At 66.1% G+C, this 12,166-nt stretch carries 9 protein-coding genes; 8 read left to right on the top strand and 1 reads right to left on the bottom strand.

What is annotated here, in order from left to right:
• Nucleotides 1–93: 93 nt before the first annotated feature.
• Complete coding sequence (locus CCONF_RS08075; RefSeq protein ID WP_290222519.1) at nt 94–1,668, top strand: leucyl aminopeptidase; 1,575 nt, start codon at nt 94–96, stop codon at nt 1,666–1,668.
• 3 nt (nt 1,669–1,671) lie between these two features.
• Here CCONF_RS08075 and CCONF_RS08080 read toward each other — a convergent pair whose 3' ends face one another.
• Nucleotides 1,672–2,067: an oxidoreductase gene (locus CCONF_RS08080; protein ID WP_290222522.1), complete on the bottom strand. Its 396-nt coding sequence runs from the start codon at nt 2,065–2,067 to the stop codon at nt 1,672–1,674.
• 172 nt (nt 2,068–2,239) lie between these two features.
• Between CCONF_RS08080 and sucB the strand changes: the two genes are divergently transcribed.
• The 7 genes from sucB (at nt 2,240) to CCONF_RS08115 (ending at nt 12,124) form a co-directional block, all read left to right on the top strand.
• Nucleotides 2,240–4,318: a 2-oxoglutarate dehydrogenase, E2 component, dihydrolipoamide succinyltransferase gene (sucB, locus tag CCONF_RS08085; RefSeq protein WP_290222524.1), complete on the top strand. Its 2,079-nt coding sequence runs from the start codon at nt 2,240–2,242 to the stop codon at nt 4,316–4,318.
• A 323-nt stretch (nt 4,319–4,641) separates the two neighbouring features.
• Entirely contained in the window at nt 4,642–7,497 is a 2,856-nt protein-coding gene (gene gcvP, locus CCONF_RS08090) for an aminomethyl-transferring glycine dehydrogenase (protein ID WP_290222526.1), read from the top strand.
• Nucleotides 7,498–8,610 carry a glycine cleavage system aminomethyltransferase GcvT gene (gene gcvT, locus CCONF_RS08095; protein ID WP_290222528.1) on the top strand — a complete coding sequence of 371 codons (1,113 nt, stop codon included), beginning with the start codon at nt 7,498–7,500 and terminating at the stop codon, nt 8,608–8,610.
• 57 nt (nt 8,611–8,667) lie between these two features.
• Nucleotides 8,668–9,057 carry a glycine cleavage system protein GcvH gene (gene gcvH, locus CCONF_RS08100; protein ID WP_290222530.1) on the top strand — a complete coding sequence of 130 codons (390 nt, stop codon included), beginning with the start codon at nt 8,668–8,670 and terminating at the stop codon, nt 9,055–9,057.
• Nucleotides 9,058–9,229: 172 nt separating this feature from the next.
• Nucleotides 9,230–10,066 carry a lipoyl(octanoyl) transferase LipB gene (lipB, locus tag CCONF_RS08105; protein ID WP_290222533.1) on the top strand — a complete coding sequence of 279 codons (837 nt, stop codon included), beginning with the start codon at nt 9,230–9,232 and terminating at the stop codon, nt 10,064–10,066.
• Between the two features lie 105 nt (nt 10,067–10,171).
• Nucleotides 10,172–11,224, top strand: coding sequence for a lipoyl synthase (gene lipA / locus CCONF_RS08110; protein ID WP_290222535.1), 1,053 nt, complete (start codon nt 10,172–10,174; stop codon nt 11,222–11,224).
• Nucleotides 11,225–11,338: 114 nt separating this feature from the next.
• Nucleotides 11,339–12,124 (top strand): DUF4191 domain-containing protein, encoded by a 786-nt coding sequence (locus CCONF_RS08115; protein WP_290222537.1) that lies wholly within the window; start codon nt 11,339–11,341, stop codon nt 12,122–12,124.
• The last annotated feature ends 42 nt before the right edge of the window (nt 12,125–12,166 follow it).

The raw sequence follows: 12,166 nt of genomic DNA on the forward strand, positions 1-12,166 counted from the left end.
ATGGGACAAACCTTCCCCGGCCAGGGTCGCCGGCCGCTACAGTGGGGCCATAACCTGAAATTAGGTACACCATTGACTGTTTACACTAGGAGGATGACAACCGTGGCTAAGAAGAAGTCCCCAATCGAGATCCCAGGCGCCGGCGTAGTCCCGGCCGTGAAGCTCGCCAAGAAGCTTCCGGAGAAGGCACAGGCCCTTATCATCGGCATTTTCGCCAGCGACGACGGCGTGGAGGTCCCGGCCTCCGCGGCGCTTGACGGCGACGCCCTGCGCACCGTCCTTGACCAGCTGCTGGCCGTCGGCGCCACCGGCAAGACCGGCACGGTCCACCGCATCCCGGCCCCGGAGGAAGTCGGGACCGACTCTATTGTGGCGGTCGGCCTCGGCGAGGCCGAGCAGCTGGATGATGAGACCCTGCGCCGGGCCGCCGGCTGCGCCGCCCGCGCCGTCCAGGGCCTGAACAAGGTGGGCACCACCCTGCACGAGTTCGGCCTGGCCGCCGCCGTCGAGGGCACCATCCTGGGCGGCTACGTGCACCGGGGGCTGCGCTCCGACAAGCTGCCGGCCGATAAGAAGCCGGCGACCGTCTCCTTCCTCCTGCAGGACAAGAAGGACGCGGCTACCAAGAACGAGTTCACCGCAGCCCGCGCCATCGCCCAGGCCACCGTCTTCGCGCGCGACTTGGTCAACTGCCCGTCCAACGAGCTCTACCCGTCCGTCTACGCGGACATCCTGTCCTCCCACGCCACCGCCGCCGGCCTGGACGTCGAGGTGCTCGACGAAAAGCAGCTGAAGAAGGAAGGCTTCGGCGGCATCCTGTCCGTGGGTCAGGGCTCGGCCCGCCCGCCGCGGCTGGTGCGCCTTTCCTGGAAGCCGTCCAAGGCCAAGCGCCACGTCGCGCTGGTCGGCAAGGGCATCACCTTCGACACCGGCGGCATTTCTCTCAAGCCGGGCGCCGGCATGTGGGACATGATCATGGACATGGGCGGTTCAGCCGCCGTGGTCGCCGCTACCCTGGCCGCGGCCTACCTCAAGCTGGACGTCGCGGTCACCGCAACCATTCCGCTGGCTGAGAACATGCCGTCTGGTTCCGCCACCCGCCCGGGCGATGTCATCACCCACTACGGCGGCACCACCTCCGAGGTACTCAACACCGACGCGGAGGGCCGCCTGGTGCTGGCCGACGCCATCGCGCGCGCCAGCGAGGACAAGCCGGACTACCTCATCGACACCGCCACCCTGACCGGCGCCCAGATGGTCGCGCTGGGCAAGCGCACCGCCGGCGTCATGGGCACGGAGGAATTCCGCGACGAGGTCGCGCGCATCGGCCGCCGCGTGGGCGAAAACGCCTGGGCTGTGCCGCTGCTGGAAGAGCACAACGAGTCGTTGAAGTCGGATAACGCCGACATCCGCAACATCAACGCCCAGCGCGAAGGCGGCATGCAGTTCGCCGGCACTTACCTGGAGCACTTCGTCGGCGAGGGCATCAACTGGGCCCACATCGACGTCGCTGGCCCGGCCTGGAACGGCGACGGCGCCCGCGGCTACACCCCCAAGCGCGCCACCGGCGTGCCGACCCGCACCATCATCGCCGTGCTGGAGCAGGTCGCCGGCGCGGGCAGCACCGATGCCCCGGAGACCGCCGAGGCCAACGACACCGAGGATTAATCCTTAAGAATCCGGATTTTCGCCGCGCTCGAACCGAGCGCGGCGAATTTTTTGTTCTTCCCGCTTGCGCAGGATGCGGTCACGCTCCATCTTGCGGCGCATCCGCTCGGGGTAACCGGTCTCCTCGACGTCGTAGACCGGGCAGTCCAGCAGCCGCGCCACGGCGTCGATTCCCTTCGGGCCCCCGATGCGCCGACGGATGAAGTCGCCGCCCTCGTCGACGACGACCACCGACATTTCGTTGACGATGGTCTCCGGCTCCACGAAGGCCTCGACCCAGCCGCGGGGGCGCGCCCAGTCCTGCAGATCGCGCGCGTCCTGCTCACGGATGGTTTCCCCGGGGGCGCGGGGCGGCTTCAGCGGGGACTTCGAGCGACGTCGGCGGAAAGGGTTGAACACAGCACACTATCCTAGTGGTGTAGACAGTTTCCTGGTAACTCACACCTTGTCTGGTCAGCCTGTGGAGCGAAACACCGGATTAGGGGTGAGATAATGCGCGACGAATTGACCGAACCGGTAGGCTGTTGACAAAAGGTTTGTTATTTCCAACTTTCGAGGAGTCTTAATTCTCATGGCGCACTCCGTTGAGATGCCCGAACTGGGCGAATCCGTAACTGAAGGCACTATTACTCAGTGGCTCAAGTCTGTGGGCGACACCGTCGAGGTCGACGAGCCGTTGCTCGAGGTCTCCACCGACAAGGTCGATACCGAAATCCCTTCCCCGGTTGCGGGTACCCTCCTAGAGATTAAGGCCGACGAGGACGACACCATCGAGGTCGGCGAGGTCATCGCCACCATCGGCGACGAGGGCGAGTCTGCGGACTCCAGCGAGTCCCAGGACGACTCCGCCCAGGCGGGCCAGGACGACGCTGAGGCTGAGTCCAAGGAAGATGAGTCCAAGTCCGAGGAGTCCTCCGCCAAGGATTCCGACGCTTCCGGGGATGCCACCGACGTCGAGATGCCGGAGCTGGGCGAGTCCGTCACCGAGGGCACCATCACCCAGTGGCTGAAGTCCGTCGGCGACACCGTCGAGGTCGACGAGCCGCTGCTCGAGGTCTCCACCGACAAGGTCGACACCGAAATCCCTTCCCCGGTCGCCGGCACCCTGCAGGAAATCCTGGCCGACGAGGACGACACCATCGAGGTCGGCGAAGTCATCGCCCGCATCGGCGACGGCTCCGCCCCGGCCAAGTCCAACGACTCCGACTCCAAGGCCGAGGCCAAGGAAGAAGAGCCGAAGAAGGAAGAAAAGGCCGAGGAGTCCTCCGCCAAGGATTCCGACGCTTCCGGGGATGCCACCGACGTCGAGATGCCGGAGCTGGGCGAGTCCGTCACCGAGGGCACCATCACCCAGTGGCTGAAGTCCGTCGGCGACACCGTCGAGGTCGACGAGCCGCTGCTCGAGGTCTCCACCGACAAGGTCGATACCGAAATCCCTTCCCCGGTTGCGGGTACCCTCCTGGAGATTAAGGCCGACGAGGACGACACCATCGAGGTCGGCGAAGTCATCGCCCGCATCGGCGACGGCTCCGCCCCGGCCAAGTCCAACGACTCCGACTCCAAGGCCGAGGCCACGGAAGAAGAGCCGAAGAAGGAAGAAAAGGCCGAGGAGTCCTCCGCCAAGGAGGAGAAGAAGGACGAGGCCCCGAAGAAGGACGAGTCCTCCGCTAAGAACACCTCCGCGAAGATCAACAACGGCGACAACGTCCCGTACGTGACTCCGCTGGTGCGCAAGCTGGCTGACAAGCACGGCGTCGACCTGAACTCCGTGGAAGGCACCGGCGTCGGCGGCCGCATCCGCAAGCAGGACGTGCTGGCTGCTGCCGGCGAGGGCGAGGCCCCGAAGTCCGGCTCCGATAAGGCTGCTTCCGGTAAGTCCGGCGAGCGCGCCAACTGGTCCACCAAGTCCGTGGATCCGGAGAAGCAGGAGCTCATCGGCACCACTCAGAAGGTCAACCGCATCCGCGAAATCACCGCCTCCAAGATGGTCGAGGCGCTGCAAATTTCCGCGCAGCTGACCCATGTCCAGGAAGTCGACGTCACCGCGGTGGCCGACATGCGCAAGAAGAACAAGCAGGCGTTCATCGACAAGTACGGCGCCAACCTGTCCTACCTGCCGTTCATCGTGAAGGCCACCGTCGAAGCGCTGGTCTCCCACCCGAACGTCAACGCCTCCTACAACCCGGAGACCAAGGAGATGACCTACCACGCGGACGTGAACGTGGCCATCGCCGTTGACACCCCGCGCGGCCTGCTCACCCCGGTCATCCACAAGGCGCAGGACAAGACCCTGCCGGAGATCGCCCAGGCCATCGCCGAGCTGGCTGACAAGGCCCGCAACAACAAGCTGAAGCCGAACGACCTGACCGGTGCTACCTTCACCGTGACCAACATCGGCTCCGAGGGCGCCCTGCTGGACACCCCGATCCTGGTTCCGCCACAGGCCGGCATCCTGGGCACCGCGGCTATCACCAAGCGCCCGGTAGTGGTCAACGACGACGGCCAGGACGCCATCGCTATCCGCCAAATGTGCTACCTGCCGTTCACCTACGACCACCAGGTGGTTGACGGTGCTGACGCCGGTCGCTTCATCACCACCATCAAGGACCGCCTGGAGACCGCGGACTTCGAGTCCGACCTGGCTCTCTAAGCCACGACCTTGAGCCGCCGGCCACCCCTGGGCGGCCCGAGCCCCCGTTGACTTTTCCTATGAGTTTAAGGAAAAGGAAACGGGGGCTTCGTTTTTAGCCGGCTACCCCCGCGACCCCCTTTCGGGACGAATTCGGTCACAGTTTTTCGGCTCAGTTGGAGATATCACTAACCCCCACACGCGGGGCCGACGTCCCCCGCCCCGCAACGGGGTGTGGTTAATGCGCTCGGGTTGGGGGTAAAAACGACCCGGGCGTGTGGCGCAGAACAATATACTGGTGTTCCGTATGGCCGTTTTGCCTACCCAATCAAGGAGTAACGCTAATGGAATTCATCTCCCGTCACCTCGGGCCAGATGCCACCGAACAATCTAGGATGCTGGAGGCGGTGGGTTATTCCACCGTTGAAGACTTGGTCGACGCCGCTATTCCGACCAAAATTCGGGCCGACGAGCGGCCGGAGCTGCCGGGCCTGCCGGCCCCGCTCAGCGAGTACGACGCCCAGGAACGCCTGCGCGAGCTGGCTGGCAAAAACCACCTGCTGAAGTCCTTCTACGGTCAGGGCTACAGCGACACCATTACCCCGCCGGTCATCCGCCGCGGCCTCTTAGAGGACGCCGGGTGGTACACCGCTTATACCCCGTACCAGCCGGAGATTTCCCAGGGTCGCCTAGAAGCGCTCCTTAACTTCCAGACCATGATCCAGGACCTGACCGGCCTGCCGATCGCAAACGCCTCCCTGCTGGACGAGGCCTCCGCCGTGGCCGAGGCCGTCGGGCTAATGTCCCGCGCGGTCAAGAAGGGCCGCCGCGTGGTTTTGGACGAGCGCCTCCACCCGCAGGTGCTCAACGTCGCCGCTGAGCGCGCCCGTGCCATCGAACTCGAGGTCCTCGTCGCGGATCTGACCGACGGCCTGACCGGCGAGGACATCGTCGGCGTAGTCGTGGCCTACACCGGCACCGAGGGCGATATCTTCGATCCGCGCGCGGTCATCGAGGAGGCCCACTCCCGCGGCGCCCTGGCCGCCGTGGTCGCTGACCCGCTCTCCCTAACGCTGCTGGAAGCCCCGGGCGAGCTGGGCGCCGACATCGTCACCGGTAGCTCTCAGCGCTTCGGCGTACCGCTATTCTTCGGCGGCCCGCACGCGGCGTTCATCTCCGTCACCGACAAGCTCAAGCGCCAGATCCCCGGCCGCATCGTGGGCGTGTCCAAGGACGCCGAGGGCCGCCCGGCCTACCGCCTGGCCCTGCAGACCCGCGAGCAGCACATCCGCCGCGAGCGCGCTACCTCCAATATCTGCACCGCCCAGGCGCTGCTGGCCAACGTCGCGTCCATGTACGCGGTCTACCACGGCCCACACGGTCTGAAGGCCATCGCCGAGCGCGTGCACGGCCTGGCCTCCACCTTCGCCGCCGCCGTCAAGGGCGAGGGCCTGGATCTGGCCACCGAAGACTTCTTCGACACGGTCACCGTGACCGGCGTCGACGCGGCCGCCATCAAGTCCTCCCTGCAGGAGACCGGCTACCTGGTCCGCGCCATTGGCAGCGACAAGGTCTCGGTCTCCTTCGGCGAGTCCGCTACCCATACCGACGTCGAGGCCCTCGCCAAGGCCTTCGGCGGCGAGGTCGCGGACACCGAACCCTTCGCCCTGCCGGAAGCCCTCCAGCGCTCCACCCCGTTCCTGGAACACGAGATCTTCAACTCCCTACACTCCGAGACCCAGATGATGCGCTACCTGCGCGAGCTGGCCGACAAGGACCTAGCACTCGACCGCAGCATGATTCCGCTGGGCTCGTGCACCATGAAGCTGAACCCAACCGCGGCGATGGAGCCCATCTCCTGGCCAGAGTTCGCGGGTATCCACCCGTACGCCCCGGAGGAGACCACCGCCGGCTGGCGCGAGCTCATCACCCAGACCGAGGACTGGCTGGCCGCGCTCACTGGCTACGCCAAGGTCTCTATCCAGCCGAACGCGGGCTCCCAGGGCGAGCTCGCCGGCCTGCTGGCCATCCGCCGCTACCACGTGGCCAACGGCGACAATGGCCGCGACGTCGTGCTCATTCCGGCGTCTGCCCACGGCACCAACGCCGCCTCGGCGACCCTTGCCAACCTGCGCGTGAGCGTGGTCAAGACCGCCGACGACGGCTCGATTGACCTGGCGGACCTGGACAAGAAGATCGAGCAGCACGGCGAGCACATCGCCGGCATCATGATCACCTACCCGTCCACCCACGGTGTCTTCGACCCGGAGGTCCGCGAGGTCTGCGACAGAATCCACGCCGCCGGCGGCCAGGTCTACATCGATGGCGCGAACATGAACGCCCTGACCGGCTGGGCCCAGCCGGGCCAGTTCGGCGGCGACGTCAGCCACCTGAACCTGCACAAGACCTTCACCATCCCGCACGGCGGTGGCGGCCCGGGTATCGGCCCGGTGGCCGTAGCCGAGCACCTCATCCCGTTTCTGCCGTCCAACGCCGCCGACCCGGCTCACGATGCCTCCGAGGCCACTCCGGTCGGCGAGGGCGTGCCGATCACGGCCAGCCAGTACGGCTCCGCCGGCGTGCTGCCGATTTCCTGGGCCTACCTGGCCATGGCCGGCTCCCAGGGCCTGCAGCAGGCCTCCGCGCACGCCATCCTGGGCGCGAACTACCTGGCCCACGAGCTGCACGATTCCTTCCCGATCCTCTACACCGGTAACGCCGGCCTAGTCGCGCACGAGTGCATCCTGGACCTGCGCGAGCTGACCGACCAGTCCGGTGTGACCGCCGCGGATGTAGCCAAGCGCCTCATCGACTTCGGCTTCCACGCCCCCACCCTGGCCTTCCCGGTCGCCGGCACCCTGATGGTCGAGCCGACCGAGTCCGAGGACAAGGGCGAGCTGGATCGCTTCATCAAGGCTATGCGCACCATCCGCGCCGAGATCCAGGAGATCATCGACGGCAAGGTCGCCTACGACGACTCCGTCATCGCCCACGCCCCGTTCACCGCGCTGTCCGTGTCCAGCAACGACTGGGACTACGCCTTCACCCGCGAGCAGGCCGCCTGGCCGGTGGACTCGCTGCGCCGCGGCAAGTACTTCGCCCCGGTCCGCCGCTTGGACGAGGCCTACGGCGACCGCAACCTCGTCTGCTCCTGCCCGCCGCCGGAGGCTTTCGAGATGACCAACGAAAAGGAGAGCTAAATGTCCGATCTACGCAATTCCCCGCTGCATGCTGAGCACGAGAAGCTCGGCGCCAGCTTCACCGCCTTCGGGCCGTGGAACATGCCGCTAAAGTACGCCAACGAGCTGGACGAGCACCGCGCCGTGCGCGAGGCCGCCGGCCTGTTCGACCTGTCGCACATGGGCGAAATCTGGGTCACCGGCCCAGATGCGGCCAAGTTCCTGACCTACGCGCTCATCTCCAACCTGGAGACCGTCAAGGTGGGTAAGGCCAAGTACTCCATGGTCGCCGCCGAAGACGGCGGGATCATCGATGACCTCATCTCCTACCGCTTCGAGGAGGAGAAGTTCCTGGTGGTGCCGAACGCCGGCAACACCCAGGTGGTCTGGGAGGCCTTCCAGGAGCGCTCGCAAGGCTTCGACGTGCAGCTCAAGAACGAGTCGCAGGATGTGGCGATGATCGCCGTCCAGGGCCCGAAGGCCGCTGAGATCCTCGTCCCCTTGGTCGAGGACAACAAGCAGGACGCCGTCTACGAGCTGGGCTACTACGCCGCCACCATGGGCAAGGTGGCCCGCAAGTTCGCCATCATCGCCCGCACCGGTTACACCGGCGAGGACGGCTTCGAGCTCATCGTCTACAACGCGGACGCCCCGGAGCTGTGGAACGAGCTGCTGCGCGCCGGCGAAGAATACGGCCTCAAGCCCTGCGGCCTGGCCGCGCGCGACTCCCTGCGCTTGGAGGCCGGCATGCCGCTCTACGGCAACGAGCTCTCCCGCGACATCACCCCGGTCGAAGCCGGCATGTCCCGTGCCTTCGCCAAGAAGGAAGCGGACTTCGTGGGGGCGGAGACCATACGTGCGCGCGCTGCTGAGGGCCCACAGCAGGTCATCACCGGCCTGGAGTCCTCCCAGCGCCGCGCGGCCCGCTCCGGCGCCGAGGTCTACGTGGGCGAGGCCCACGTGGGCACCGTGACCTCCGGCCAGCCCTCCCCGACGCTGGGTCACCCGGTCGCCCTCGCGCTGCTGGATACCTCCGCAGGTCTCGAGCCCGGTGCCGAGGTGGAGGTCGACATCCGCGGCAAGCGCTACCCGTTTACCGTAACGGCCTTGCCGTTTTACAAGCGGGACAAGTAAAACCGTTCTAAAATAAAGCCCGATAACGCCCGATCCTTTCAGAAAGGACTTTTACCCATGGCCAACCTGCCTGATAACTACTCCTACTCCGAGGACCACGAGTGGCTGGCTGCCGCTCCGGACGACGTCGTGGGCAAGACCGTCCGCGTGGGCATCACCTCGGTCGCCACTGAACGCCTGGGCGAGGTCGTCTTCGCCGAGCTGCCGGCCGTCGGCGATTCCATCACCGCAGGCGACTCCTGCGGCGAGGTCGAGTCCACCAAGTCCGTCTCCGACCTGTTCGCTCCGGTCACCGGCACCGTGACCGCCGTGAACGAGGGCGTGCACGATGACTACTCCGTCATCAACAACGATCCCTTCGGCGAAGGCTGGCTCTTCGAGGTCGAAGTCTCCGAGGCCGGCGAGCTGATGACCGCCGCCGACTACGCCGCCGCCAACGGCATCTAAGCTCCATCTCCGCCGCGCGCTGGCCCCGCACCAGCGCCCGCGCCCCCGGCTAGGCCGGTAACCCGCCCGTGGATTTACACGGACGCGCTACCGCTTGCTGGGGGCGCTTTTGTGTACCCAGTTGGACAGCCGCCCGTGGACTCCCGGGCCAAGCGAATTACAATGGGTATCTATGACTGCACCGCGCGATCCTTTCTTCCCCGCCGACCGCTCCATTCGCGCCGACAACGCGCCTTTGGATATCCGCCACCTGGGGCGGATGGACTACCAGGAAGCTTGGGACCTGCAGGCCGATCTGGCCAAGCAGCGCGCCCAGGGGGATATCGGGGACACAGTGCTGGTGGTCGAGCACCCCAGCGTTTACACGGCCGGCAAGCGCACCATGGAATCCGACATGCCGGATAACGGCCAGCCCGTCATCACTGTCGACCGCGGCGGCCGGATCACCTGGCACGGGGAAGGCCAGCTCGTGGTCTACCCCATCATCCGCCTGGCCGAGCCCGTCGACGTGGTCGACTACGTCCGCCGGCTGGAGGAAGCCACCATCCAGACCGTGCGGCAGATGGGGGTCACCACCGCCGGGCGCATCGACGGCCGCTCCGGGGTCTGGGTGCCGTCCACCACGGAGCCGAAGGACCCGCAGGCCCCGCACCGCGACCGCAAGATCGCCGCGCTGGGCATCCGCATTACCCGCGGGGTGACCATGCACGGCCTAGCCCTGAACTGCTGCAACACGCTCGAGTTCTACGAGCACATCGTGGCCTGCGGCATCGACGACGCCGACGTGACCACGTTGTCTCTTGAGCTCGGCCGCCACGTCGGCCTAGAGGAGGCCACCGAGCCGTTGCTGGGTGCGCTTGACGATGCCCTCTCGGGCCGCCTCGTCGTCGCCGACCACACCTTCGGCTCCGCGCCGGATCCGACCAAGCTAGCTAACGAGGCCCGCCGGCGCGCCCGCCAGCAGGCCGCCACCCCCGAACGAACGACCCCGGCAGCTAACCAGGAATGATCACACCGCTTTCGTGGTTGTGACTGAGGCATCCCCGGGGTGCCGGACGCCCCGAAGCACCGGACATTTTCCACTTCGCCAACTCAACAACGTAGGGTAGACAACGTGACTATTAAGCCTGAAGGACGCAAGCTGCTACGCATCGAGAAAAAGAATGCGGAATCTCCGATCGAGCAGAAACCCCGATGGATCCGTAACCAGGTGCGCACCGGCCCTGGCTACGAAGATATGCGCAACCGCGTCGCCGGCGCCTCCCTGCACACGGTCTGCCAGGAGGCCGGTTGCCCCAACATCCACGAATGCTGGGAATCCCGCGAGGCCACCTTCCTCATCGGCGGCGACTCCTGTACCCGCCGCTGCGATTTCTGCGATATCAAGACTGGCAAGCCGGACGCCTTGGACACGGACGAGCCGCGCCGCGTGGCCGAAAACATCCGGGAGATGGACCTGAACTACACGACCATCACCGGCGTGACCCGCGACGACCTGCCGGACGAGGGCGCGTGGCTCTACGCCGAGGTGGTGCGCAAGATCCACGAGCTGAACCCGCACACCGGCGTGGAAAACCTCACCCCGGATTTCTCCGGCAAGCCGGACCTGTTGCAGGAAGTCTTCGAGGCCGAGCCGGAGGTCTTCGCCCACAACCTGGAGACGGTCCCGCGCATCTTCCGCCGCATCCGACCGGCCTTCCGCTACGAACGCTCCCTGGACGTTATCCGCCAGGCGCACGACTACGGGCTTATCACCAAGTCCAACCTCATCCTCGGCATGGGCGAGACCGCCGAGGAGATCGAGGAGGCCCTGCGCGACCTGCGCTCGGCCGGCTGCGACATCATCACCATTACCCAGTACCTGCGTCCCGGCCCGCGCTTCCACCCCATCGAGCGCTGGGTCCGCCCGGAGGAGTTCGTCTCCCACTCGAAGCTCGCTAAGTCCTTGGGCTTCGGCGGCGTCATGTCCGGACCGCTGGTGCGCTCCTCCTACCGCGCCGGCCGCCTGTATGTTCAGGCCATGGAGGCCCGCGGCCGCGAGCTGCCCGCCCACCTGTCCCACCTGGCCGAGACCTCGAAGGGCGCTACCGCCCAGGAGGCCTCCACGTTGCTGGACAAGTACGGCCCGTCCGAGGAGACCCCGGTGACCGCTCGCGTCAAGAGCTAAGCCACCGCCAGGTACTCATCTGTCTACCTTTTAGCTGACTTCTAACCGTTACGGGGCCGCGCGAAAGCGCGGCCCCGTTTCCAGTTTGTGGGCACACCCTTTAGAGTAGAGGGCATGGCACAGGGAAATACTAAGGCCGATCTCAAGGCCGCAAAGAAGGCAGAGAAGCAAGCCAAGCGCGAAAGAGGCAAGCAGACGCGCCGCCAGATGTGGCAGGCGTTCCAGATGCAGCGCAAGCAGGATAAGGCTCTTATCCCGCTGATGCTGCTGGCCTTCTTGGGCCTGGGCCTGCTCTTCTTCCTCATCGGCATGCTTTTCAACGGGCAGTGGTTCATGCTGCCCATCGGCCTGGCGCTCGGCGCGCTGCTGGCCATGTTCATCTTTACCCGCCGCCTCGAGCGCGACATGTACAAAAAGGTCGAGGACCAGAAGGGCGTGGCCGGCTACGCGCTGGAGAACCAGCTGCGCAACACCATCGGCATCGTCTGGAAGGTCGAGCAGGGCATCGCGGTGACCCGCCACCAGGACCTGGTCCACCGGGTCATCGGTAACCCGGGCGTCGTGCTGGTCTGCGAAGGCGACAAGAAGCGCCTGGCCGCGACCGTGGGACAGCTGAAAAAGCGCATCGACAAGCTCGCCGCCGGCGTGCCGGTCTACGAGGTCTACGTCGGTGAAGGCGAGGGCGAGGTGCCGCTGGCCAAGCTGCGCAGCCACATCATGCGCCTGCCGCGTAACTACAACAAGAACGAGGTCTACGCCAACGCCCGTCGCATCGAGGCCATGGATTCCCTGCCAGGCCAGATGCCGGGCGTGCCCAAGGGCCCTATGCCCCAGCAGGCCCGCAACATGTCCGGCATGAACCGCCGCATGCGCCGCGCCGCCGGCCGCAAGAAGAAATAAGGTCCCCGCGCCAGATAAAATCGGCGCCCGCCTCCTTCCCGA

Origin of the sequence: Corynebacterium confusum, from assembly GCF_030408715.1 — a bacterium.
Classification (GTDB): domain Bacteria; phylum Actinomycetota; class Actinomycetes; order Mycobacteriales; family Mycobacteriaceae; genus Corynebacterium; species Corynebacterium confusum.

Coding starts and splice junctions, on each gene's coding strand:
- CCONF_RS08075 (WP_290222519.1), top strand. CDS start 94: ATGACAACCGTGGCTAAGAAGAAGTCCCCAATCGAGATCCCAGGCGCC.
- sucB (WP_290222524.1), top strand. CDS start 2,240: ATGGCGCACTCCGTTGAGATGCCCGAACTGGGCGAATCCGTAACTGAA.
- gcvP (WP_290222526.1), top strand. CDS start 4,642: ATGGAATTCATCTCCCGTCACCTCGGGCCAGATGCCACCGAACAATCT.
- gcvT (WP_290222528.1), top strand. CDS start 7,498: ATGTCCGATCTACGCAATTCCCCGCTGCATGCTGAGCACGAGAAGCTC.
- gcvH (WP_290222530.1), top strand. CDS start 8,668: ATGGCCAACCTGCCTGATAACTACTCCTACTCCGAGGACCACGAGTGG.
- lipB (WP_290222533.1), top strand. CDS start 9,230: ATGACTGCACCGCGCGATCCTTTCTTCCCCGCCGACCGCTCCATTCGC.
- CCONF_RS08115 (WP_290222537.1), top strand. CDS start 11,339: ATGGCACAGGGAAATACTAAGGCCGATCTCAAGGCCGCAAAGAAGGCA.